18 protein-coding genes and 3 pseudogenes are annotated in these 22,984 nt (G+C 70.8%); 8 read left to right on the plus strand and 13 right to left on the minus strand.

Annotation, left to right across the window (positions count from 1 at the left end; genetic code table 11):
- Nucleotides 1-68 precede the first annotated feature (68 nt).
- Nucleotides 69-839 carry an IS5 family transposase gene (locus OG349_RS31410; RefSeq protein ID WP_327237795.1) on the plus strand — a complete coding sequence of 257 codons (771 nt, stop codon included), beginning with the start codon at nucleotides 69-71 and terminating at the stop codon, nucleotides 837-839.
- On the opposite strand, the gene OG349_RS31415 is transcribed toward OG349_RS31410, so the two are convergent.
- Nucleotides 787-1,326 (minus strand): hypothetical protein, encoded by a 540-nt coding sequence (locus OG349_RS31415; protein ID WP_327238798.1) that lies wholly within the window; start codon nucleotides 1,324-1,326, stop codon nucleotides 787-789. The genes OG349_RS31410 and OG349_RS31415 overlap by 53 nt on opposite strands.
- A gap of 98 nt (nucleotides 1,327-1,424) precedes the next feature.
- Between OG349_RS31415 and OG349_RS31420 the strand changes: the two are divergent.
- Nucleotides 1,425-2,157: pseudogene (locus tag OG349_RS31420) on the plus strand (NF041680 family putative transposase); the annotation flags it as partial.
- Nucleotides 2,158-2,342: 185 nt separating this feature from the next.
- Here the strand turns inward: OG349_RS31420 and OG349_RS31425 are convergent.
- On the minus strand, nucleotides 2,343-2,927 hold the full coding sequence (locus OG349_RS31425; protein ID WP_327237796.1) for a GNAT family N-acetyltransferase: 585 nt from the start codon (nucleotides 2,925-2,927) through the stop codon (nucleotides 2,343-2,345).
- 656 nt (nucleotides 2,928-3,583) lie between these two features.
- Between OG349_RS31425 and OG349_RS31430 the strand changes: the two genes are divergently transcribed.
- The 3 genes and pseudogenes from OG349_RS31430 to OG349_RS31440 all read left to right on the plus strand — a co-directional run.
- On the plus strand, nucleotides 3,584-4,594 hold the full coding sequence (locus OG349_RS31430; protein WP_327237797.1) for a DUF6192 family protein: 1,011 nt from the start codon (nucleotides 3,584-3,586) through the stop codon (nucleotides 4,592-4,594).
- A gap of 2 nt (nucleotides 4,595-4,596) precedes the next feature.
- Nucleotides 4,597-5,007: pseudogene (locus OG349_RS31435) on the plus strand (RacP protein); the annotation flags it as partial.
- A 39-nt stretch (nucleotides 5,008-5,046) separates the two neighbouring features.
- Nucleotides 5,047-5,887, plus strand: a pseudogene (locus tag OG349_RS31440) (IS5 family transposase); the annotation flags it as partial.
- Nucleotides 5,888-6,069: 182 nt separating this feature from the next.
- Here the strand turns inward: OG349_RS31440 and OG349_RS31445 are convergent.
- The 3 genes from OG349_RS31445 to OG349_RS31455 all read right to left on the minus strand — a co-directional run bounded on the left by OG349_RS31445 (nucleotide 6,070) and on the right by OG349_RS31455 (nucleotide 9,550).
- Complete coding sequence (locus OG349_RS31445) at nucleotides 6,070-6,948, minus strand: S8 family peptidase (RefSeq protein WP_327237798.1); 879 nt, start codon at nucleotides 6,946-6,948, stop codon at nucleotides 6,070-6,072.
- Between the two features lie 165 nt (nucleotides 6,949-7,113).
- Complete coding sequence (locus tag OG349_RS31450; protein ID WP_327236868.1) at nucleotides 7,114-8,589, minus strand: NF041680 family putative transposase; 1,476 nt, start codon at nucleotides 8,587-8,589, stop codon at nucleotides 7,114-7,116.
- Between the two features lie 394 nt (nucleotides 8,590-8,983).
- A complete protein-coding gene (locus OG349_RS31455; protein ID WP_327237799.1) occupies nucleotides 8,984-9,550 on the minus strand; it encodes a TetR family transcriptional regulator in 567 nt (188 codons plus the stop codon).
- A 111-nt stretch (nucleotides 9,551-9,661) separates the two neighbouring features.
- Here OG349_RS31455 and OG349_RS31460 point away from each other — a divergent pair, with 111 nt between their 5' ends.
- The gene (locus tag OG349_RS31460) at nucleotides 9,662-10,597 is read left to right on the plus strand and encodes an SDR family oxidoreductase (protein ID WP_327237800.1); all 936 of its coding nucleotides are present in this window, start codon (nucleotides 9,662-9,664) and stop codon (nucleotides 10,595-10,597) included.
- A 202-nt stretch (nucleotides 10,598-10,799) separates the two neighbouring features.
- On the opposite strand, the gene OG349_RS31465 is transcribed toward OG349_RS31460, so the two are convergent.
- The 3 genes from OG349_RS31465 to OG349_RS31475 form a co-directional block, all read right to left on the minus strand.
- The gene (locus OG349_RS31465; protein ID WP_327237801.1) at nucleotides 10,800-12,581 is read right to left on the minus strand and encodes an ABC transporter ATP-binding protein; all 1,782 of its coding nucleotides are present in this window, start codon (nucleotides 12,579-12,581) and stop codon (nucleotides 10,800-10,802) included.
- The gene (locus tag OG349_RS31470) at nucleotides 12,578-14,404 is read right to left on the minus strand and encodes an ABC transporter ATP-binding protein (protein ID WP_327237802.1); all 1,827 of its coding nucleotides are present in this window, start codon (nucleotides 14,402-14,404) and stop codon (nucleotides 12,578-12,580) included. The genes OG349_RS31465 and OG349_RS31470 overlap by 4 nt, the downstream gene beginning before the upstream one ends.
- A 121-nt stretch (nucleotides 14,405-14,525) precedes the next feature.
- Nucleotides 14,526-14,969, minus strand: a complete 444-nt coding sequence (locus OG349_RS31475; RefSeq protein WP_327237803.1) for a MarR family winged helix-turn-helix transcriptional regulator — start codon at nucleotides 14,967-14,969, stop codon at nucleotides 14,526-14,528.
- An 89-nt stretch (nucleotides 14,970-15,058) separates the two neighbouring features.
- Between OG349_RS31475 and OG349_RS31480 the strand changes: the two genes are divergently transcribed.
- Nucleotides 15,059-16,963, plus strand: a complete 1,905-nt coding sequence (locus tag OG349_RS31480) for an ABC transporter ATP-binding protein (protein WP_327237804.1) — start codon at nucleotides 15,059-15,061, stop codon at nucleotides 16,961-16,963.
- A gap of 76 nt (nucleotides 16,964-17,039) precedes the next feature.
- Entirely contained in the window at nucleotides 17,040-17,888 is an 849-nt protein-coding gene (gene mltG, locus OG349_RS31485; protein WP_327237805.1) for an endolytic transglycosylase MltG, read from the plus strand.
- A 16-nt stretch (nucleotides 17,889-17,904) separates the two neighbouring features.
- Here the strand turns inward: mltG and OG349_RS31490 are convergent, their stop codons facing one another.
- From OG349_RS31490 to OG349_RS31510, 5 genes are read right to left on the minus strand one after another with little or no spacing between them, the layout of a single operon-like run.
- Nucleotides 17,905-19,029, minus strand: a complete 1,125-nt coding sequence (locus OG349_RS31490) for an NAD(P)-binding domain-containing protein (protein WP_327237806.1) — start codon at nucleotides 19,027-19,029, stop codon at nucleotides 17,905-17,907.
- A 39-nt stretch (nucleotides 19,030-19,068) separates the two neighbouring features.
- Complete coding sequence (locus OG349_RS31495) at nucleotides 19,069-20,247, minus strand: LLM class flavin-dependent oxidoreductase (RefSeq protein ID WP_327237807.1); 1,179 nt, start codon at nucleotides 20,245-20,247, stop codon at nucleotides 19,069-19,071.
- A complete protein-coding gene (locus OG349_RS31500; RefSeq protein ID WP_327237808.1) occupies nucleotides 20,247-21,299 on the minus strand; it encodes an ABC transporter substrate-binding protein in 1,053 nt (350 codons plus the stop codon). The genes OG349_RS31495 and OG349_RS31500 overlap by 1 nt, the downstream gene beginning before the upstream one ends.
- The gene (locus OG349_RS31505) at nucleotides 21,289-22,074 is read right to left on the minus strand and encodes an ABC transporter ATP-binding protein (RefSeq protein ID WP_442806340.1); all 786 of its coding nucleotides are present in this window, start codon (nucleotides 22,072-22,074) and stop codon (nucleotides 21,289-21,291) included. Before OG349_RS31505 ends, OG349_RS31500 begins: the two co-directional genes overlap by 11 nt.
- The gene (locus OG349_RS31510; RefSeq protein ID WP_327237810.1) at nucleotides 22,047-22,922 is read right to left on the minus strand and encodes an ABC transporter permease; all 876 of its coding nucleotides are present in this window, start codon (nucleotides 22,920-22,922) and stop codon (nucleotides 22,047-22,049) included. Before OG349_RS31510 ends, OG349_RS31505 begins: the two co-directional genes overlap by 28 nt.
- Nucleotides 22,923-22,984: the final 62 nt, after the last annotated feature.

The raw sequence follows: 22,984 nt of genomic DNA on the forward strand, positions 1-22,984 counted from the left end.
ACGCGGCCGACCATCCGGGTCGGGTGCGCAGGTATCCCTCGGACATGACGGACGTGGAGTAGGCGGCCGTGCGGCCGTTGCTGCCGGTGCCGGCCTGGCTGAACGGGCGGGGTGGACGCCCCGAGGGCTACTGCCACCGCCAACTGCTGGACGCGGTCCGCTACCTGGTCGCGGGAGGGATCTCCTGGCGGGCAATGCCAGCGGACTTCCCGGCCTGGGGCCGGGTCTACGCCTTCTTCCGCCGCTGGCGCGAACACGGGCTGATCACCGAGTTCCACGACCGGCTGCGCGGGAAGGTCCGTGAACGGGAGGGCCGTGAGGCCGAGCCCACGGCGGGGATCATCGACGCGCAGTCGGTGCGGGCCGCAGCTTCGGTGCCGGCCGCCTCACGCGGCTACGACGGCGGGAAGAAGGTGCCGGGCCGTAAACGGCACATCGTGACCGACACGCTGGGCCTGCTCCTGGTCGTCGCGGTCACCGCCGCGGACATCGGAGACCGCGACGCCGCGACGGGCCTGCTGACCCGGCTGCACCGCCTGCACCGCGACATCACCCTCGTCTGGGCCGACGGCGGCTACACCGGCGGCATCGTCGACTGGTGCCGCCAGAAACTCGCGCTCACTCTGGAGGTCGTCAAGCGCACCGACGACAAGGAGGGGTTCGTGGTGCTGCCCAGGCGGTGGGTGGTGGAGCGCACGTTCGCGTGGCTGATGCATTCACGCCGGCTTGCCCGGGACTACGAGACGCTGCCGGCCAGCAGCGAGGCGATGATCCGGTGGTCGATGGTCACACGGATGAGCCGGCGCCTGGCACGGCCACGGGCCGCCGGCCGGCACTGAACGCCCCCGACACCTCCAGGGCGAGCCACCCGCGCTCCGCCAGGCGCCTGGCCTTCGACCGCACCCCCTCGACCTTCGCCGGCGTCGTCCCAAGGCCCAGCTCCGCCGCGATCTCCCTGGCCTTCACCGGTCCCCTGCCCGCGGACCGCCGCTCCTCCAATACGCCCAGAATCCGCTGGTAGTCGGGCGCGAGCGCGGTCACCGGCAACCCGTCCCGCCAGGGCGGCACCACCGACCCCGGCACCGGTGAGGGCACCGTTTCCGGCTCCGCCCCGGTCACGGTAGTCGTCTCGGCGACGGACAGGGCCAGGGCCTCGACCAGTTCCTCCCGCGCGATCACCCGCCGATCCAGCTCGATCTCCGCGGCCTCCAACACCCCAGCCAACCACGCGGCTTCCTCCCGCAGCCCCTCCACCCGCACCCGGGCAGCCGCCTCCCGCTCCTCCAGCATTCCCAGCACCGACGCCACCGCGCACCCCTCGGCCATGAAGCGGATACAAGACACCGCATCCCTCCCTCACCCCGATTAAAACTATGCCTGACCAGCAGAAATCAACAGATCACGTTCGGTTGAGATACGGCTTCTATCCCCAGGGCGGGCGACCGCCGAAGCACGGCGACGAGTTCCGCTTTGCCAAACCCGAGACCTGGCCCGAGGCGGCGATCACCACCGTCACCGACACCGCCCACTACGGTAAGGCCGAAGCCCAAGCGTGGGACCGGGTCCACCCGAGGCTGACCCACCGCTCGGCCTGGCTGGAGCACGACGGTGAACTCCCCGTCGTCGAGGGCACCTTGGTCCGGTTGAAGGGTCGAGCACCTCTCCAAGGAACGGGAAGCACCGCCGGTCTGGCTGTGGTCCTCCAAGACCGGTGCCGCCCCGGCTGACGTGGATCTGTGGTGGCAGGTGTTCCTCAGGAGATTCGATCTTGAGCACACCTTCAGGTTCGGCAAGCAGATTCTCGGCTGGACCACCCCGAAGGTCCGTACTCCCGAGGCCGCGGACCGGTGGACCTGGCTCGTGGTCGTCGCCCACACCCAGCTCCGCCTCGCCCGGCCACTGGCCGCAGACCTCCGCCGGCCCTGGGAGAAGCCGGCCAAGCCCGAACGCCTCACCCCGGCCCGGGTCCGCCGGGGGTTCAGGAACATCCGCGCCCACCTGCTCTGCCCGGCCCGTGTTCCCCAACCTCGCGGCGCTGGTCCCGGACGACCGCCCGGGACCAAGAACAAACACCGGGCACCCCGCTACGACGTCGGCAAAACCGTCAAACGCCCCGAGACCCTCAAAGCCATCGGCAAGCTCGGAAGATCTTGGTAGTCTTCCGTCTCATTCGATCTTGCCAATGGATAACTCTGTGACCAGCGCGGATGCAAAAACGTGTGAGCTGGGGCGAGGCAAGATCCTCAGCTAACACTGCCATTCGTCAGGGTCGACGACGCCCGGTCTCAGATGATCTCACCCCTCGGCGTGTGTGGTGTTCAGTATCCGATCCTGTATCACCGTCATGCCTCTGTCCGGACACGGGCGTGAAGATGCATGTCGTGCCAGCCGTCAGCATGCAACGCTGCCCCACGGAGGACACCCTCTCCCTCAAAGCCGGCCTTGATCGCAACGCGGCACGAAGCCTGATTGGCAGTGGAGTGCTCAAGCTCGAGGCGGTGGAACCCGCCCTGCTCCAGGGCCCAGCGCGTCAGCGTCGTCACCGCACGGGTACAGATGCCACTACCGCGAGCAGTCGGCATCATCCAGTAGGCCACCTCGGCCTTGCCGTCCTCCAGATGCAACGATTTCAGCGACATCCGGCCCAGAAGTTCGTCGCCTTCAGCTTCAGCCACGGCCCAGTGACCGCCGGTCTCATCGCTCCAACTGCTCTGCCAGCCCTCGATCCACTCTCGTGCCTCTTCTACAGAGTCAGCCCTCCGTACGTGCCAACGCTGGATCTCCGGGTCTTGGAACGCCTTCATCACGGCTTCGGCATCGATGATTCGCCAAGGACGCAGTAACACACCGCTTCCGATCGGCAGAGTCGGCTGATCGGAAGCGGCAAGGGCACCGACGGGTATCGCTGGAGCGACTAAGGAAGGCATGATCACTATTATTCAAGGCCGCCGCCCCTTCCGGGACAGGACCGCCGACTCGCGAACCCAACAAGGCCAGGTGAGACGGGAGGAGGGCATCGTGAGGCGGGACCGGTAGATAAAGAACAAGCTGAGTGCCTGTTTCCGATCCCGGTTTTTGAGTAGCTTTGGGGCCTAGGCCGGCGGGGTGTCCGAGGGCGCCGGGCAAGCCGGAGAGCGGGTGTGTGCGGGCTGCGGTGAACGGCTGAGGCCGGACGCAAGGCCGGCGGCCGTGTACTGCTCGGCGGCATGTCGTTCCAGGCAGTGGCGTTGGCGCCGCCGGCTGCGCAAGCGGGTGGCCGCGGAGTTGAGCGGCGCCGGTCAGGCCAGGTGCCCCGAATGCGGGGCCGCTTGGGTGGCCGGGGTGGACCGGCGTTCGAATGCCGTGTACTGCTCGCGGCGGTGCGTCACGAGGGCCTGGCGGGCCCGGAAGGAAACGTTCGGCGAACGGTCACAGTGACCGCATCGCGAACGCACCCGAACCGCATCTGCGATCAGATTCCGATCACTTCTGGTCATTCGTTGTGATCATGGGATTTACGGTCTGACTCTCGTTCTCAGATCCGGGCCGGGTCTTGTCACGGCCTCGGGGCCGTGCCCCGGTCCCGCGGTGGGTGGTGGATGCCATGCCCGAAGAGATAGAGATGGCAGACAAGGTCGGCAGCGTCAGCGCGAACCGGTACGCGGAGATCGTGGCCGAGCTGCGGAAGCTGGTGGAGACCGCCAGCCGTATCCAGTTCACGATCGGCGACTACGCGCTGGAAGTGGAGCCGATGCGAGAGTCCGGCGGCCAGGAGCGGAGCGACGGGCTGTTCACGGTCAAGGACTCGCTGTTCCGCCTGGCCGAGGACATCGGGTTGTCCTACGCGATGGTGAACAAGGCCCGGTGGACCGCGTCGAAGTGGCCGAAGGACCGCCGGGTGTCGGGGGTGTCCTTCACCGTCCATCAGATCCTGGCGTCCATCACGGACGACGAGGAGCGGTTCACCGCGATCAACAGCCCGCCCAAGGGCAAGGTCCGTTGGACGCCGGGCGAGGCGAACCGGAGGGTCGGCCGGCAGGTTGAGCGCCCGGTCACTCCGCAGGAGAAGATCAGCGCGATCCACACCCTGGCCACCGACGAGGAGGTCGCCGCCACCGTCACCAGCGACCTGCTGCGGCGCCCGGCGGTGGTCGCCCAGGTCGATCAGGAGGACAAGGTCCGGGTTGTCGAGGAACTGACCCGCGACGACCACGTCGCCGCGAAGGTGACCACCGGCCTGCTGCGCCGCCCGGACGTCGCCTTCCGGGCGATGTCGGACGACACCGCCCGCCACCAGGTCAACCACGCCCAGGTCGAGCGGGGCCGCCAAGCCCGCGAACACTTCGAGGACACCAGCCCCGTCGCCCCGGCGATCCGCAGCATCCACCGGTCGGTTCAGTTCCTGGACCTGGTCACCGCATGCCACGCGTTCGTCGCGGCGTCCGGCCGGGTCGTCCCGGGCCTGCGCGACCGCCGGCTCGGCGACGACGAACGCGTGATCGTGCACGAGAACGTCGCCCGGGTGCGGGCGACGCTGGACTGGATCGAGACGGCCGTCGACACCGGCAAGGTCGACGTCGACGGTGAACTGGCCAAGCTCCTGCAAGACGAGTAACCGTGCCGCGCGCTTCCGAGCGCAGATCGGCAGCAGCCCAGCGATACGCCGACACCGTCCGGTTCGTGCTGTTCGAGGCACGTCCGGCCGGTCTGACCTTCGTCCAGCTGGTCAGAGCCGGCGAGCTGTCACCCCATCAGACCCGTTCGGGCCTGGCCTGCCTGCGGGACACCATCACCGAACGCGGCTGGCCGCCGCTGATCTGGACGAGGCCGGACGGCTACAAGTTCTGCGCCGATCCCGCCGAACTCCAGGCATACGAGGTCGCGATCATCCGCGGCAAGCTCACCGAGATCCGCCGTTTCATCACCGCAACCGTCGCCCCGCACGCCGCTCTCCAGCCCAAGGGCCGGTGGATCAAACACCTCAACACCCAGCTGAACTCGGTCGAGTCCATGCTCGATGTGATCGCCGACTTCACCGGCCCCACCCCGTCTTCCAGGGAGGGAACGTTGCCGCGGCGACGCTGCTACCCCTCCGACACCTGGGACGAGGAGTGGGCCCTGATCGAACCGCTGCTGCCCACCCCGGCCTGCGAGACCCCGGCCGGCGGCCGTCCGGAGAAGCACCCCCGCCGGGAAATCGTGGACGCGATCCGCTACGTCGTCGACACCGGATGCAAGTGGCGGGCCATGCCCAAGGACTTCCCGCCCTGGCGCACGTGTTACGGATTCATGGCCCGCTGGGCTGCCGCCGGCGTCATCGGACAGATCCGTGACCATCTCCGCAAACGCATCCGCCGCGAGATGGGCAAGGCGCCCGGAGCCGTCGCCACCGTCATTGACTCCCAGTCGATCAAGGCGGCCGACACCGTCGGCAAGAAAATCAACGGCCGCAAGCGGCACCTGGTCGTGCACACCAAGGGCCTGCCGCTGTTTGTCATGGTCACCCCGGCCGACATGACCGACCGCAACGCGGCCAAGGAAGTACTGTTCCGGCTGCGGCTGATGCACCCCGAGATCACCATCGTCTGGGCCGACTCCGCCTATGCCGGACAGCTCGTGACCTGGGCGAAGACCTACCTGAACCTGACGATCAAGACCGTCAGCCGCCCCAAGAACGTCCCCGGGTTCGTCGTCCTGCCCCGGCGCTGGGTCGTCGAACGCTCACACGCCTGGATCATGCACGCTCGTCGGCACGCGCGCGACTACGAACGGCTCATCCAGCACTCGGAATCACTCATCACCTGGGCCGCGATCACCCTTATGGCCAGGCGCATCACCCGCCGAAGCTCCCGCAGGAGCGGACAGCCGACCTCCCGCGAGGCCCACCGCGACTGATCGTCTCGGCACTGACGGTCAGCAGTCCCACCAAGAGGTCACCGGGCCCGGATCGCGGCCCCGAGAACAACTCTCCCACCGCCGCCGAAGCCTGTCAGCGACTCCGCGCTCCCAGCGCCTGCGGCAAGCATCCGAACCAGCACCGTTTCAATCCTGAGCCGGGCAAACGCGCAGCTCAGGATTGAAAAAGGGCACTCAGGAGGGACTGACGTTGTTGAACGCCAGCAGGTTGCTCGTGCCGTCTGGGATGTTGGCCAGGGCATCCCTGGTGGCCAGGACGGTGATCGCGTCCCTGACGGTGGCGGGAGTCACCTCCGCCGACGTCGACAGCAGGTATGCGGCCAGGCCGGCGACATGCGCCGCGGCCTGTGCCGTGCCGGACAGGGTGGCCGTACTTTGGGCATTACCGATGTACGTGGACAGGACGTTCTCGCCGGGAGCGAAGACATTGACGGCGGGCCCGTGACCGGAGCCGTACCAGCGCTCGTCGGTGAGGGTGGAGGCTCCGACGGTGAAAGCGCCGGAGGCACCGGAGGGCGAGCGGATGAGCGCGTCGTCGTTGTTGTCTCCGGCCGGAACGACGACGAACAGTCCTGCGTTCGCGGCGGCGTCGACCGCCTCGTCGACATCCGCGTCCTTTCCTCCCATCCAGGCACCACCGATCAGGGCGACAGACGGCTGCCCGGACGCCGTCGCCTGTTCCACCGTCCACTCCAGTCCCTTGATCAGGGCCTTCGGGTCTACCTCCCCGTTGGCGTATGCCACCTTCACGGCGATGATCCTCGCCTGCTTCGCGACACCGTGCTTACGGCCCGCCACGATCCCGGCGAGGTGGGTACCCAGACCGTTGCCGTCGATGTTCTCGTCGTCGCCGGTCGCGTTGGTACCCCAGCTGGCCCGGCCCTCGAAATCCTGGTGGTTCTCGGAAACCCCGCTGTCCAGGACGTACACATCGACGCCCTCCCCAGCCTTCTGCTCGTAGTCGTAGCGGTTGAAGGTGGCGAACGTGAGCTTCGGGCGGTGGGAGATACGGGCAAGGCCCCAGGGGGCGTTCTTCTGGTTGACAGCAGTCATGGGTCCGCTCCTCATCAGATCGACAAAGCCGGCAGACGAGGCAATCCCGCCTCCCGACATTGACCATCAGATCCGGTGCTGAAGGCTTTGAGCGGCCTCGCCACCACCAAATCACTCGCGGGAGTGAACTCAACGCAGTTCAGACACAGGCACTGAACTTGTTTTTTAACCAGTTCGTCGGGGTTTGGTGCCGACCTTGTGGTGGGCCGGTCGCTGGTATGCCTCGCTGCCGGTGAGGACTCGTCCCACGTCGTGGTGGGGTGCAGGTCTGTGGTTCTTCGAGCCGGGCGGGCGTCCAGGGCCGGGTGTGGTGGGTTTCGGTGCCCCGGCCGGCGAACCGGTCGTCGTGCGGAGGTTCCGGAACCCGCGCCGGACGCGGGCCGGTGTGAGTTTGTGCGGCGGCGCTGGCTTCTCCCACGGTCGGCGGAGGTCGGTCGCGAGGGGGCGGGCGAGGCGGAGTTGGGTGTGGGCGGCGATGATTAGCCAGGTCCAGCGGTCGGCGGCGGCCGAGTCGCGCAGGCGGGGCCGGGTCCAGCCGAGGGTCTGCTTGAGCATGCGGAAGGTGTGCTCGATGTCGAAGCGTCGCAGGAACGCCTGCCAGCAGCGGTCGACGTCGGCTTCGGTGGCGCCGGTGCGGGACCACCACAGCCAGACCGGCTTGTTGACCCCGCCGGACGGCAGGTGTTCGACTGACAGGCGGATGACGGTGCCTTCGATGACCGGCAGCGGGCCGTCGTGGTCGAGCCAGGCGGCCCGCTGGGTCAGCCGCGGGTGGAGCCGGTCCCAGGCCCGCGCGGTCGCCGTGCCGTAGAGGCGGGTGCCGGTGACCGTGACGGCCTGCTCCTCACCCCAGGTCGCGGGGTCGCCGAAGACGAACTCCCCGCCGTGCTTGGGCGGCCGTCCACCCTTCGGGTTCGCACGGAGAAACTCTTCCCGCGAGGGTGCCGGGCGGCGCATCACCCGGTCCGACCGTGTCCGGCCCAGGATCTCGACCGGCAGGCCGGACAGCAGGTGGGCGATGCGCGGGGCGTCGTATCCGGCGTCCAGGACGATCAGGACGTCCGGGTCACCCTCGCTCCACTGGCCCGCCGCGACGAGCCGTTCGACCACCTCGCCGACCTGGCGGGCGGTGACCGCCGCCAGGTCCGCGCCGGGGGCCAGCCGGACCGCGTCCAGGAACGCCGACCAGGAGGTGCGGCCGGCCTCCAGGGCGACGACCACCGAGTACGGCCAGCCGGGCATCATCTGGTGCTTGGCGTTGCCACGGCCGTAGGTGTGACAGAACGAGCGGTCCGGCACGGTCCCGGCGTCCGGCCGCAGCCACGGCGAGACGTCCACCGCCAGGACCAGCCGCCCGTCGCCCGCCCGCGGCAGCGGAACCCCGGCCAGCGCGCGCCGCAACCGGGCGACATCGAGCCCGCCGCGGTTCAGGCCGGCGTAGAGGGAACCGTGACCCCGGCGGTGCTCGGGTGCCAGGGCGAGGTCGACCAGCGACCGTACCGGTCCGTCGGTGCACAGCACGGCGTCGGTCAGCTCGAACAGTGCGTCCGCGCGGGCGGTCAGGCAGTCGTAGAAGTCGGTCCGGAACCGGGACAACACGGTCAGGGACTCGACGCGAACAGCGTTGTACAGCAGACTCACCCTCGCGGCCTTGGCATGATCAACAGCGTCTCGACAACGCACATGATCACACCAAGGCCGTACCACTGCCGCATCGCCCGTCAGGCGCCAACTGGCCTCTCAGGGACGGACGTTAAACAACAAGCTGAACGAATTCCCCCGCACGGAGCGGGCCAGGTCGTTTTGACGCGGGCGTGGGAGGGGGACGGGCAGGGGTCGTGTCCGGAACGTAGAGCGTGTTTTGTGTCGCGTGGCTCCGGTGAACTGAACGACCCGCCGAACGCGACGTAAAACATGCAGTGCAGGACACGACCCCTGCCCGGCCCCCGGCGACCGACCCGCGCATATGCAACCGGCCCGCAGCGGCACCATCAAGCCCGTCCGGCGATTGAGGACAACAGTGACCGCAGCGCGGTCACCGCGAGGCCCCCACCACCACCCGCAACTCCAAGAGCGCCTCGCGCAAAAGCGACGCCAACGAACGCGACCCGTCCCGCACCCACCGCTCAAACCCCACCTTGAACACCGCCACCCCCACCTCCGCCACCAGACTCGCCGCCGCCTCACCCACCCCGCGCCCCCGCAAGGTCGTCGCGAGCGCGGCAGTCAGTGACGCCAGCTTGATCAGCTCGCGCTCCTGAAGCTCCACGTTCGCCGCGATGACCGCCTGCCGCCGCCGCGCGAATTCGTGCCGGTCCGCGAAGAACTCCGAGACCGCCTCCAGCGTCAAGGCCATCGCGTCGATCGGCCCGACGGCCGCCGGGGCGGCGGCCAGGGTCTCCACGAAGGCCCCCTCCAGCAGCTGGGCCCCGCCGAAGAGCACCTCGCGCTTGTCGGCGTAGTGGCGGAAGAACGTCCGCTCCGAAAGACCCGCGCGCTCCGCGATCTGCGCGGCCGTCGTCTGCTCGAAACCCCGCTCGCTGTACAGCTCCAGCGCGGCCCGCTCCAGCCGCCCGCGCGCGTCGGGCTCCCATCGGCTCATGCCCCGATCCTACGCGATGGCAGTCACTGACATCGAGTGTTACGTTGGTGATGACAGTGACTGACATCGATGGTGACTGGCATCGAACCGACAAGACCCTGGAGGTCTCCCATGCGTGTGTTCCTCACCGGCGCGTCCGGCTGGATCGGCTCCGCCGTCGTCCCCGAACTCCTCGGCTCCGGCCACAAGGTCCTCGGCCTCGCCCGTTCCGACGCCGCGGCCGACGTCCTCACCCGGGCCGGCGCCGACGTGCTCCGCGGCACCCTCGACGATCTCGACATCCTGCGCGAGGCCGCCCAGACGTCCGACGGCGTCATCCACCTCGCCTTCAAGCACGACATCGCGTTCAGCGGCGGCTTCGAGGACGCCGCCGACGCGGACCGCAGGGCCGTCGACACGTTCGGCGAGGCGCTCGCCGGAACCGGCCGCCCGCTCGTCATCGCCGCCGGCACGCTCGGCCTCGCGCCGGGGCGGGTCGCCACCGAGCGGGACGGCCAGTCGTCCGTCACCGGGGGCGCCCACGCCACCGGCGGCCCCGCGAGGCGGCTCGCGACCGCGCAGGCCACGACCGCCCTCGCGGACCGCGGCGTGCGCTCGTCGGTCGTACGGCTGGCCCCCACCGTCCACGGCGACGGGGACAACGGCTTCCTCGCCACCCTGGTCGCCATCGCCCGCGAGAAGGGCGTTTCCGGCTACGTCGGCGACGGCGCCCAGCGCTGGCCCGCCGTGCACCGCGCCGACGCCGCCCACCTCTTCCACCTGGCGCTGGAGAACGCCCCGGCGGGCTCCACCCTGCACGCCGTCGCGGACGAAGGCGTACCGATCAAGGCCGTCGCCGAGGTGATCGGACGCCACCTCGGCCTGCCCGTGGTCTCGGTCCCCCCGGAAGACGCGGCCGGGCACTTCACCTGGCTGGCCCCGTTCGTCGCCCTGGACAGCCCCACCTCCGGCGCCCACACCCGCGACCTGCTGGACTGGCACCCGACCCATCCCGGCCTCCTGGACGACCTGGACGAGGGCCACTACTTCACCACCGCGACCACCTGACACCCAGGGCGTGTCCGCGACGCGGCGTTGTCGGACCTACCCCGTACATCCCGTACGGGGCGGGCCCTCCGGGCGGACGACCCCACTTCGCGGACCCGCCCGGGGTCCGCAGCGGGCACCATCAAGCCCGTCCGGCGATTGAGGACAACAGACCGGCCGCCAGGCCGGGCGCGCCGCGTTCAGGCGACCGTACCGGCGACGCTCACCCGTGCCACGACCGCCACAGCGCCGCATACGCCCCGTCCGCCGCCACCAGCTCGTCGTGGCTGCCCAGTTCGCTGATCCGGCCCTCCTCGACCACCGCGATGACGTCCGCGTCGTGCGCGGTGTGCAGGCGGTGGGCGATCGCCACCACCGTACGGCCGTCCAGCACCCGGGCCAGCGAGCGCTCCAGATGGCGGGCCGCCCGCGGGTCCAGCAGGGAGGTCGCCTCGTCCAGGACCAGGGTGTGCGGGTCCGCCAGGACGAGGCGGGCCAGGGCGACCTGCTGGGCCTGGGCCGGGGTCAGGGTCGTACTGCCGGACCCGACCTCCGTGTCCAGGCCCGCGTCGAGCCCCCGCGCCCAGACCTCCGCGTCCACCGCGCCCAGCGCCCCCCACAGCTCGGCATCGGTCGCGTCCGTGCGGGCCAGCAGCAGGTTGTCGCGCAACGAGCCGACAAACACGTGGTGTTCCTGGTTGACCAGTGCCACATGCCGCCGCACCCGCTCGGCCGGCATCCGGGACAGCTCCGCCCCGCCGAGCGTGACACTGCCGGTCCTGGGCCCGTAGATGCCCGCGAGCAGCCGCCCCAGCGTCGACTTGCCGGCCCCGGACGGGCCGACCAGCGCGAGCCGGGTGCCCGGCCGGACGTCCAGCGTCACCTGGTGCAGGACGTCCACCCCCGCGCGGTACCCGAAGCGCACCTCGTCGGCGCTGACGGTCCTGCCGTCCGGGACGACCGACTCGTCGCCCCCGTCCGGCTCGATGTCCCGTACGCCGACGAGCCGCGCGATGGACACCTGGGCGACCTGGAGTTCGTCGTACCACCGCAGGATCAGCCCGACCGGCTCCACCAGCATCTGGGAGAGCAGCGCGCCCGTCGTCAGCTGCCCGACGGTGATCCAGTCCTGGAGGACGAAGACCCCGCCGATCATCAGGACGGACAGGAAGATCGTCGTATGGGTGAGGTTGATGACGGGGAAGAGCACCGACCGCAGCCAGAGCGTGTACCGCTCCCACGCCGTCCACTCCTTGACCCGCTGCTCCGACAGGGCGACACGGCGCGCGCCGAGGCGGTGCGCCTCGATCGTACGGCCCGCGTCGACGGTCTCCGCGAGCATCGCGGCGACCGCGGCGTACCCGGCGGCCTCCGAACGGTACGCGGACGGCGCCCGTTTGAAGTACCAGCGGCAGCCCGCCACCACCAGCGGCACCGCGACCAGCACCGCGAGCGCCAGCGGCGGCGCGGTGACCGTCAGCGCGCCGAGCAGCAGCGCCGCCCACACGACACCGATCGCGAGCTGCGGTACGGCTTCCCGCATCGCGTTCGCCAGCCGGTCGATGTCGGTCGTGATCCGGGACAGCAGATCGCCCGTCCCGGCGCGCTCCAGCACGCCCGGCGGCAGCCCGACCGCCCTGACGAGGAAGTCCTCCCGCAGATCGGCGAGCATCTCCTCGCCCAGCATCGCCCCGCGCAGCCGTACCAGCCGCGTGAAGACCGTCTGGACGGCCAGCGCCACCGCGAACACCACGGCCACGCGCTCCAGACGCAGCTCGCGCGCCCCCTCGGAGAGATCCTCGACCAGCGAGCCGAGCAGGTACGGGCCGACCATCGACGCGACAACCGCGACCGCGTTGACCGTGACGAGCAGGACGAACGCCCGGCGGTGGCGCCGCAGCAGCTCCCGCACATAGGCCCGCACCGTCGCGGGCGTCCCGACGGGCAGGGTGGTCGCCGATTCCGGGGCCGCCGGATCGAACGCCGGGGGAGACAGGCCGATCATGCCGATTCCTCGATCTCTTCCCGGGCCCGCACGGACGCCGGCGCCAACTCGTCAGGTACGGACAGCTCTTCGCTCTCCGGCTCCGTCTCGCGCGTCACGACCGCGCGGTACCGCGCGTCGGTCCGCACCAGCTCACGGTGGCCGCCCACCGCGGCGACCGCCCCCTCGTGGACGAACACCACACGGTCCGCGCTGTCGAGCAGCAGCGGCGAGGACGCGAACACGATCGTCGTACGACCCGCGCGCAGCTCCTTGACGCCCTGCGCGATCCGGGCCTCCGTATGCGAGTCCACGGCGGACGTCGGCTCGTCGAGGACGAGCACCTCCGGGTCCGTGACCAGCGAACGGGCCAGCGCGAGCCGCTGGCGCTGACCACCGGACAGCGAGCGCCCGCGCTCGGTGATGCGCGACGACATCGGGTCGCCGCTGCCGTCCACGGACGCCTGCGCGAGCGCGTCCAGCACGTCCGCGCACTGCGCGGCCTCCAGCGCCTTCCCGGCGTCGACGGCGCCGGAGGCCGGCACGTCCAGCAGCTCGGTGAGCGTGCCCGACAGCAGCACCGGATCCTTGTCCTGTACGAGCACACTGGCCCGCGCCGCGTCGAGCGGAAGGTCGTCCAGCGCCACCCCACCGAGCAGCACCGACGGGCTCTTCTCCTCCTCGGTCGCGTGCCCGCCCAGGCGTTCGGCGAGCAGCCCCGCCGCGTCCGGGTCGCCGCACACCACGGCTGTCAGCAGACCCGCCGGGGCGAGCAGCCCGGTCGCCGGGTCGTAGAGGTCCCCGGTCGGCCGCGCGTCGTCCAGGCCGCCGCGCTCGTCGTCGTACGAGGTCCGCTCCAGCGACAGCACCCGCGCCGCGCGCTTCGCGGAGGGCCGGGAGAAGGAGTACGCCATGGCGATCTCCTCGAACTGGCCCAGCGGGAAGAGCAGCAGGGTCACCGCGCTGTAGACGGTCACCAGCCCGCCGATGCCGATCCGCCCGTCGAGCGCGAGGTGCGCGCCGTACCAGACGACCGAGATCAGCAGGATGCCCGGCAGCAGGACCTGGACGGCCGAGATCAGCGACCACATCCGCGCGCTGCGGACGGCGGCCCTCCTGACCTCCTGGGACGCGGCGCGGTAGCGCCCGAGGAACAGCTCCTCGCCGCCGATGCCGCGCAGGACCCGCAGTCCGGCGACGGTGTCCGAGGCCAGCTCGGTGGCCTTGCCCCCCTTCTCGCGCTGGATGTCGGCGCGTTGGGTGGCCACGGGGAGCAGCGGCAGGACGGCCAGCGCGAGCACCGGCACACCGGCGGCGACGATCCAGCCCAGCTCGGGCAGGTAGAGCGTCAGCCCCACGCAGATCAGGATGATCGCGAGGGCGGCGGCCAGGAAGCGCGAGAGCGCCTCCACGAACCAGCCGATCTTCTCGACGTCACCCGTGGAGACCGCCACGACCTCTCCGGCGGCGACCCGGCGGGTCAGCGCCGAACCCAGGTCGGCCGTCCTGCGGGCGAGGAGCTGCTGGACGCGGGCGGCGGCGGTGATCCAGTTGGTGACGGCGGTGCGGTGCAGCATCGTGTCGCCGACGGCGATGGCGGCGCCGCACAGTGCGATGAGGCCGCCGGCCCACGCGAGGCGTCCGCCGGAGCGGTCCACCACGGCCTGGACGGCGAGCCCGGCACCGACCGGGAGACCGGCGATGCCCAGGTGGTGCAGCAGTCCCCAGGCCACGGCCTTGAGCTGGCCGCCGAGCTGGTTGCGTCCGAGCCACAGCAGGAACCGCGGGCCCGACCGCGCGTCGGGAACCCCTGGATCGGGATACGGAAGGTCGCGAATCTGCATGATGTCCCATGACTGGTGGAGTGGCCCAAACCGTGCAAGGTTCGCCCTCGCGCACGGCCCGGAGCAATCGATTTTCTCCGGGACGAGCGGAATCGAGCCATCCGCCAGATCGGGAACGGGGTCAGCAGCGGGGGCCCGCCGTCCCGTCGACCAGGGTCGCCAGCAGCCCGCCCAGCGTCTCGCGCTGTTCGCCGGTCAGCGGGGCGAGGATCTCCGTGGCGGCCGAACGGCGGGCCAGCCGCAGCGACTTGAGCGTGGCCGTGCCGGTGTCGGTCAGCTCGATCCGTACCACTCTGCGGTTGGTCGGGTCCGGGGCGCGGCGGACCCAGCCGCTCGCCTCGAGACCGTCCACGAGCGTGGTGACCGCGCGGGGAACCACTTCCAGCCGCGCGGCCAGATCGGCCATGCGGGGCGGAGTGTCGTACATCGCGACCGTACGCAGCAGCCTCGCCTGCGCGGGCGTGATACCGATCGGTTCCAGCTGCCGCTTCTGGAGGCGGTGGAGCCGCCGGGTCAGACGCAACAGCTGCTCGGCCAGCACGCCGTCGGGATCGGGGGTGTCCATGGCGGAATAATATCAGGACCACGCTCATTGTGAGCATAGGTAACAGTCGGCTATGCTCAGGGAAGTATCGACACCTCTCGAAGGAGCCCATGAACCCGCACGCCCCCACCTGGAAACCCTCGCCGACCCCCGATGTCGGCCGTCCTGACCCCGGCCGTCCTGACCCCGGCGGTCCCGACGCCGAGGCGCCCGGCCGGGAGCCGCCCGCCGAGCTGCGGCGCATCTTCCGTCTCTTCCGCCCCTACCGCGGCCGTCTCGCCGTCGTGGGACTGCTCGTCGGCGCCTCGTCCCTGGTCTCCGTCGCCTCGCCGTTCCTGCTGCGCGAGATCCTCGACACCGCCATCCCCCAGGGGCGTACGGGCCTGCTGAGCCTGCTCGCCCTCGGCATGATCCTCACCGCCGTCGTCAACAGCGTCTTCGGCGTGCTCCAGACCCTCATCTCCACGACCGTCGGCCAGCGTGTCATGCACGACCTGCGCACAGGTGTGTACGCCCAGCTCCAGCGCATGCCGCTCGCCTTCTTCACCAGGACACGGACCGGCGAGGTCCAGTCGCGCATCGCCAACGACATCGGCGGCATGCAGGCGACCGTGACCTCCACCGCGACCTCCCTGGTCTCCAACCTCACGGCCGTCATCGCCACGGTCGTCGCGATGCTGGCCCTGGACTGGCGGCTCACGCTCGTCTCGCTGCTCCTGCTGCCGGTCTTCGTCTGGATCAGCCGCCGCGTCGGCCGCGAGCGCAAGAAGATCACCACGCAACGCCAGCGCCAGATGGCCACGATGGCGGCCAACATCACCGAATCGCTCTCCGTCAGCGGCATCCTCCTAGGACGCACGATGGGCCGGGCCGACTCGCTCACGAAGGCGTTCGCCGACGAGTCCGAGCAGCTCGTCGACCTGGAAGTGCGGTCGAACATGGCCGGACGCTGGCGCATGTCGACCATCGGGATCGTGATGGCCGCCATGCCGGCGGTCATCTACTGGGTCGCGGGCCTCGCCCTCCACGAGAGCGGCACCGCCGTCTCCATCGGCACGCTCGTCGCCTTCGTCTCGCTCCAGCAGGGCCTCTTCCGCCCAGCCGTGAGCCTGCTCTCCACCGGTGTGCAGATGCAGACGTCCCTGGCGCTCTTCCAGCGCATCTTCGAATACCTCGACCTGCGGGTCGACATCACCGAGCCCGACGAGCCCGTCCGCCTCGCCAAGATCGGCGGTGAGGTCCGCTTCGAAGGCGTCGACTTCGGCTACGAGGGCAAGGGCGGCCGGACGCTGACCGGCATCGACCTGACGGTCCCGGCCGGCGGCAGCCTCGCGGTGGTCGGGCCCACGGGATCCGGCAAGTCCACGCTCAGCTATCTGGTGCCCCGGCTGTACGACGTGACCGGCGGCCGGGTCCTCCTCGACGGGGTGGACGTACGGGACCTGGACTTCGACACCCTCGCCCGCGCGGTCGGCGTCGTGTCCCAGGAGACGTACCTGTTCCACGCCTCCGTCGCCGAGAACCTGCGCTTCGCCAAGCCGGACGCCACGGACGAGGAGATGGAGACGGCCGCGAGGGCCGCGCAGATCCACGACCACATCGCCTCGCTGCCCGACGGGTACGACACCCTCGTCGGCGAGCGCGGGTACCGCTTCTCCGGCGGTGAGAAGCAGCGCCTGGCCATCGCCCGTACGATCCTGCGGGACCCGCCCGTCCTGATCCTGGACGAGGCCACCAGCGCGCTGGACACCCGTACGGAACAGGCGGTGCAGCAGGCCATCGACGCGCTTTTCGAAGGACGTACCACCCTCACCATCGCCCACCGGCTCTCCACGATCAGGGACGCGGACCAGATCGTGGTCCTGGACGCGGGGCGCATCGTGGAGCGGGGCACCCATGAGGAGCTGCTGCGGGAGGACGGCCGGTACGCGGCGCTGGTCCGCAGGGACACGCGGCCCGCGGGGGCCGGGGAGAGCCTGCCCCCGGCGGAGGACCTGGCGTCGCTCGCGCCGTAGAGGCTGTGGTGTGCTCTTCCGTGTCGGCGCCCGCCACGTGCCGTGATCGGTGATCACCCCGGGTTAGCGTGCCGGTATGACGTACGACCCTTCGAGGCGCCGGCCGGGGCGCCGTCCCCGGCTGACCCGCCGGGGCCGGCTGGTCCTCATGATGGCCGCCGTCCTGGTCATCGCCGTCGCGGTGCTGGTGCCCGTCCTGGTCGAGCGGGGGTCCGACGGCCCAGGACCGGCCACGCTGGTCGTTCCCGAGGGGCGGCGGGCCGGGCAGGTGTACGCCTCCGTCGACCGCGTTCTCGGCGTGGCCCCCGGCACCACGCGCAAGAAGGCCGCGTCCGTACCGCTCGACCTCCCGGAGACGGCGGGGGACAACCCGGAGGGCTATCTCTTCCCGGCGACGTATCCGGTGGACTCGGAGAGCACACCCGCCAGCCTGCTCAGCTTCATGGTCAACACCGCGAACCAGCGGCTGGGGGACCACCACGTCAGTGCCGGCGCCCAGCTCCACCACGTGACCGTCTACCAGACCGTCACCATCGCGAGCATCGTGCAGGCCGAGGCCGCCACGGCGCCCGACATGGGCAAGGTCGCCCGGGTCATCCACAACCGGCTCGCCCGGGTCATGGCGCTCCAGATGGACTCGACCATCAACTACGCGCTCCACCGCAGCAGCCTGGACACCACGTACAAGGACACCGGGATCGACAGCCCGTACAACACGTACGAACGCAAGGGACTGCCCCCGACCCCGATCGGGAACCCGGGGGACGACGCGCTGAACGCGGCCGTCCATCCCACGCGGGGGAACTGGCTCTACTTCGTCACCGTGGCGCCGGGGGACACCCGCTTCACGGACAGCTTCGCCGAGCAGCAGCGGAACGTGGAGGAGTTCAACGAGAACCGCCGGGCGGCCGGCCGTACCGGCTGAGCCGGCCCCAGGGGTTTCACACCGACTCGGGCACCCGCGCGAGGAGCCGTCCGATGTCCCGTACGGCCGCCCGGCCCGCCCGGTTCGCGCCGATCGTCGAGGCCGAAGGCCCGTACCCCACCAGATGGACCCGCTCGTCCCGTACGGCCCTGGTCTCCTCGACGCGGATACCGCCGCCCGGCTCCCGCAGCCGCAGGGGCGCCAGATGGTCCACGGCCGCCCGGAAGCCGGTCGCCCACAGGATCACGTCGGCCTCCACCGTCCGCCCGTCGTCCCAGGCCACACCGGTCGGGGTGATCCGGTCGAACACCGGCAGGCGGTCCAGCACCCCCTCCTCGCGCGCCTTCGTGATCGCCTCGTTCACCGGCAGCCCGGTCACGGACACGACACTCTGCGGGGGAAGGCCCTGGCGGACCCGTTCCTCCACGAGGGCGACGGCCGCCCGGCCCTGCTCCTCACCGAACGGGCCCTCGCGGTAGACGGGCGGCCGCCGGGTCACCCACGTCGTGTCCGCCGCCACCTTCGCGATCTCGATCAGATGCTGGGTCCCGGAGGCACCACCGCCCACCACGACCACCCGCAGTCCGGCGAACGCGCCGGGGCCCGGATAGTTCGCGGTGTGCAACTGCCGTCCCAGGAAGGTCTCCTGGCCCGGATAGCGGGGCCAGAAGGGCCGGTCCCAGGTGCCGGTCGCGTTGATCAGGGCCCGCGCCGACCAGACCCCTTCGGACGTCTCGACCCGCAGCCGCCCCGCCCCGCCCTCGTGTTCCGCGGAACCTTCGCGTGCCGCGGAGCCTTCCCGTACCGCCGAGACATCCACCGGCCGGTGCACCCGCAGATCGAAGCGGCTCTCGTAAGCGGCGAAGTAGGCGGCGATCACCTCGGAGGAGGGCCGGGTGTCGTCGGCCGCCGCGGTGGTCAGCTCCATGCCGGGCAGCGAGTGCATGCCGTGCACCCTGCCGTACGTGAGGGACGGCCACCGGAACTGCCAGGCGCCGCCCGGCCGCGGGGCGTGGTCGAGCACCACGAAGTCCCGGTCGGGCTCCAGGCCCGACCGGCGCAGATGGTAGGCGCCGGACAGACCCGCCTGCCCCGCGCCTACGACCACCACATCGATGTCCCGTACGCCGAAGTCGCTCACGCTCGTGCCAACAGCCCGGGGGCGGGGGATCTTCCCGTCTCAGCGACCCCCGGACACCAGCAGCGGCGCCGCGCCCCCCGCCGCCGCGCCGGGCAGGGGCGCCGGCTCCGCGAGCAGCCCGCGCCGCGCCAGCTCCGGGGTCACGCCCTCCCCGAACCAGTACGCCTCCTCCAGATGCGGGTAGCCGGACAGCACGAAGTGCTCGATCCCCAGCTCGTGGTACTCCTCGATCCGGTCGGCGACATCGGCGTGGCTGCCCACCAGCGCGGTCCCTGCACCACCCCGTACCAACCCGACCCCCGCCCACAGGTTCGGCGCGATCTCCAGCTGGTCACGGGTGCCGCCGTGCAGCGCGAGCATCCGCTGCTGCCCGACCGACTCGCTCTTGCCGAGCGCCTTCTGGGCGGCGGCGACCGTCTCCGGGTCGAGGTCGTCCAGCAGCCGGTTCGCCGTCGCCCAGGCGTCCTTCGCGGAGTCCCGCGAGATGGTGTGCATCCGGATGCCGAAGCGGACCGTACGGCCCTGCTCCTCGGCCAGCCCCCGGATCCAGTTGATCTTCTCCTTCACCTGAGCCGGCGGCTCGCCCCAGGTCAGGTAGACGTCCGTGTGCGCGGCGGCGACCGGGCCCGCCGCCGCCGACGAGCCGCCGAAGAAGACCGGCGGCAGCGGGTCGGGCGGCAGCGCCGTCAGCCCGCCCTTGACCTGGTAGTGCTCGCCGTCGAAGTCGAACGGCTGCCCGCCCCATACGCCCCGTACCACCTGGAGGAACTCCGCCGTCCTGGCGTAGCGCCGGTCGTGGCCGAGATGGTCGCCGAAGCGCCGCTGCTCGGTGGAGTCACCGCCGGTCACCACGTTGAGCATCAGCCGGCCGCGCGTGATGCGCTGGTACGTGGACGCCATCTGCGCCGCCAGCACGGGGGAGATCACCCCGGGCCGGAACGCCACCAGGAACTTGAGCCGGTCGGTGTGCTGGGAGAGCGCGACCGTCGTCAGCCAGGCGTCCTCGCACCAGGTGCCCGTGGGGGTCAACACGCCTTCGAAGCCCAGGCGTTCGGCCGCCTTGGCGATCTGCGCCAGATAGTCGACGTCGGGCGCGCGGATCCCGGTCACGGCGGTGTTCCCGGAGCGGGTGATGCCTCCGTCGGTGTACGCGTGACGGTCCACGAGGGTCCGGCCGTCACCGCCCGTCGGCAGGAACCAGTGCAGATGGATGCTCATCAGGAGGGGGCCTTTCCGTAGCTGCGCGCCGGGGAGGTCGACGGCGGCAGGGAGTCGTTGAAGCGGTCGTCCACGAAGTCCGCGAAGTCGAAGCGGCCCGGGATGAGTCCGAGATCGGCGAAGCTGTCGGCGATCTCCTGCTCGGAGGCGATCGCGGCCTCGTCGAGGGCGACCGGCACACGGGTGCCGTAACTCCGCTTCACCGCGTCGAGGGCCACGTCGTACGGCAGTCCGGTGTCCTTCGCCCAGACCTTCGCCCACTCCTCGGGGTGCGCGAAGACCCAGTCCTGCGCCCGGCGCAGCCGCGTGACGAAGTCGTCGATCGCCTGCTCCTTCTCCTTGTCCTGGAGCGCGGCGGGGGCGGCGACCTGGAAGTTGAGGCCGTTCACCACCCCGCGTCCCGTGGTCAGCACCCGCCCCTTGCCGCCGCTCAGGACCTGTGAGGTGTACGGGTCCCAGACCGCCCACGCGTCGATCTTGCCGCTGGTGAAGGCGGCGAGCGCGTCGGCCGGCTGCAAGAGCGTGACCTTGATGTCGTCCGGCGTCAGACCGGCCTTCCTGAGCGAGGCGATCAGCTGGTAGTGCGCCGAACTGCCCTGCGCGACCGCGACCGTCCTGCCCTTGAGGTCGCTCGTCCTCTTCAGCGGAGAGTCCTGGGGGACGAGGATGGCCTCGCCCGCGGAGTCGCCGTGGGTGGCGGCCACGACGGTGATCTTCGACTTGGCGCCGGCGGCGAAGACGGGCGGGGTGTTGCCGACACTCCCGATGTCCACGGCGCCGGCGTTGACGGCTTCGAGCATGGGCGGCCCGGAGGTGAACGTGGACCACTCGACGCGGTAGGGGAGATCGTCCAGTTCACCGGCGGCCCGCAGGACGGCCTCCGAACCCCCCTTCTGGTCGCCGACGTTGAGGGTCACGGACCCCTTGCCGTCGGTGTTGCCGCCCCCGAGGCCACCGCCCGAGGAGTTGTCGGCGGAGGAGCAGGCGGAGAGGAGAAGGGTGAGGGCGACGGGGAGGAGGGCGAACGTCAGCCCCCGCGGCCTACGCGGCATGGCTCGTCCCGGCGGCGGCGCTCGTTCCGGTACTGGCGGCCGGTTCCTCGACGCCCAACTCCGTGAGCAGCCGCGAACGCAGCGCGGCGAAGGCGGGATCACCGACGGAGCGCGGCCGGTCCAGGCCGACCTCGGTCTCGTACGCGATCACACCGTCACGCATCACCAGGGCACGGTCGGCGAGCGACAGGGCCTCCTCCACGTCGTGGGTCACGAGCAGCACCGCGCAGCCGCGCCGCTGCCACAACTCGGCCACCAACTGCTGGGCCTTGATGCGGGTCAGCGCGTCGAGCGCGCCGAACGGTTCGTCGAGCAGCAGCAGATCGGGCTCCCGTACGAGCGCCCTGGCCAGTGAGGCGCGCTGGGCCTCGCCGCCGGACAGTGTCTTGGGCCAGGCGCCGGACCGGTGCCCGAGCCCGACCTCCTCCAACGCGTCCTCGGCGACGGCCCGTCCGGGCCTGCCGTCGAGGCCGAGCAGCACATTGCGCCAGACCCGTTTCCACGGCATCAGCCGGGGCGACTGGAACGCGACCGCACGCCGCTTCGGTACGAGCACGGTCCCCTCGATGTCACGGTCGAGGCCGGCCAGTATCCGCAGCAGGGTCGACTTGCCGCAGCCGCTGCGGCCGAGGAGCGCGGTGAACTCGCCCGCGCGCAGGGTGAGATCGAGCTTGTCGATCACCGGCCGGCTGTCGAAGGCCCGGGTCAGCCCCGTGACCCGTACGGCGGTGTCACCGCTCACGCGGCTCACCGGCCCTTGAAGGTGGGTCGCCATTGCAGCAACAGCCTTTCGAGAGTACGGACGACGGCATCGGCGAGCAGGCCGAGGAAGGCGTAGACGACCAGGCAGACGACGATCACGTCGGTACGGAAGAACTCCCGGGCCTGGTTCATGAGGAAGCCGATACCGGCGTCGGCGTTGATGGACTCACCGAAGACCAGGGCCAGCCAGGCGGTGGCGAGCGAGTACCGCAGCCCGGTCATCGCGCCGGGCAGGGCGCCCGGCAGGATGACGTGCCGGACGAGCCCCCACCGTCCCAGCCCCAACGACTGCCCGGCCTCGATGAGTTGTTCGTCGACACCCCGGATCCCGGCGTACACGTTGAGGTAGAGGTGAAAGGCGACGCCGAGCGCGATGAGCGCGATCTTCGGCGCCTCACCGATGCCCAGCCAGATGATGAGGAGCGGGATCAGCCCGATGAACGGCACGGTCCGCAGCATCTGTACGGTCGCGTCGATCAGGTCCTCGCCGAGCCGCGAGAGCCCGGACGCGAGGGCGAGCACGGTCCCGGCGACTCCGCCGATCAGCAGTCCGACGGCGACCCGCTGGAGCGACACGCCCATCGCGGTCGGCAGGGTGCCGTCCGCGATCAGACCCCCGGCCGACCGGGCGATCGACCCGGGCGAGGCGAGGGTGTCGGGGTGCAGGACGCCGGTCGAGCTGAGCACCTGCCAGGTGACGAGGAGCAGCAGCGGCCCGGCGGTCCGGCGCAGCCAGCGGGGGACGGAGCCCAGGGAGGAACGTTTCCCCGGGCCGGCGGCGGGGACGACCGCCTCCAGCTCGGCGGGCCGCTCCCCGGCCGGGACGGCAGGAAGATCCGGTGGGGCATGATCGACGGTCATGACGGCTCCACGGGCAGGTGGGGGAGAGGGCCGTACGCGAAAAACGCCTCGGCGTCCCCGAT

This window comes from Streptomyces sp. NBC_01317 (assembly GCF_035961655.1).
Taxonomy (GTDB): Bacteria; Actinomycetota; Actinomycetes; order Streptomycetales; family Streptomycetaceae; genus Streptomyces.

Bases quoted from the DNA above. Each gene is read 5' to 3' on its own strand.
- OG349_RS31415 (WP_327238798.1), bottom strand. From the start codon at position 1,326: ATGGCCGAGGGGTGCGCGGTGGCGTCGGTGCTGGGAATGCTGGAGGAG.
- OG349_RS31425 (WP_327237796.1), bottom strand. From the start codon at position 2,927: ATGCCTTCCTTAGTCGCTCCAGCGATACCCGTCGGTGCCCTTGCCGCT.
- OG349_RS31430 (WP_327237797.1), top strand. From the start codon at position 3,584: ATGCCCGAAGAGATAGAGATGGCAGACAAGGTCGGCAGCGTCAGCGCG.
- OG349_RS31445 (WP_327237798.1), bottom strand. From the start codon at position 6,948: ATGACTGCTGTCAACCAGAAGAACGCCCCCTGGGGCCTTGCCCGTATC.
- OG349_RS31455 (WP_327237799.1), bottom strand. From the start codon at position 9,550: ATGAGCCGATGGGAGCCCGACGCGCGCGGGCGGCTGGAGCGGGCCGCG.
- OG349_RS31460 (WP_327237800.1), top strand. From the start codon at position 9,662: ATGCGTGTGTTCCTCACCGGCGCGTCCGGCTGGATCGGCTCCGCCGTC.
- OG349_RS31465 (WP_327237801.1), bottom strand. From the start codon at position 12,581: ATGATCGGCCTGTCTCCCCCGGCGTTCGATCCGGCGGCCCCGGAATCG.
- OG349_RS31470 (WP_327237802.1), bottom strand. From the start codon at position 14,404: ATGCAGATTCGCGACCTTCCGTATCCCGATCCAGGGGTTCCCGACGCG.
- OG349_RS31475 (WP_327237803.1), bottom strand. From the start codon at position 14,969: ATGGACACCCCCGATCCCGACGGCGTGCTGGCCGAGCAGCTGTTGCGT.
- OG349_RS31480 (WP_327237804.1), top strand. From the start codon at position 15,059: ATGAACCCGCACGCCCCCACCTGGAAACCCTCGCCGACCCCCGATGTC.
- mltG (WP_327237805.1), top strand. From the start codon at position 17,040: ATGACGTACGACCCTTCGAGGCGCCGGCCGGGGCGCCGTCCCCGGCTG.
- OG349_RS31495 (WP_327237807.1), bottom strand. From the start codon at position 20,247: ATGAGCATCCATCTGCACTGGTTCCTGCCGACGGGCGGTGACGGCCGG.
- OG349_RS31500 (WP_327237808.1), bottom strand. From the start codon at position 21,299: ATGCCGCGTAGGCCGCGGGGGCTGACGTTCGCCCTCCTCCCCGTCGCC.
- OG349_RS31505 (WP_442806340.1), bottom strand. From the start codon at position 22,074: ATGGCGACCCACCTTCAAGGGCCGGTGAGCCGCGTGAGCGGTGACACC.
- OG349_RS31510 (WP_327237810.1), bottom strand. From the start codon at position 22,922: ATGACCGTCGATCATGCCCCACCGGATCTTCCTGCCGTCCCGGCCGGG.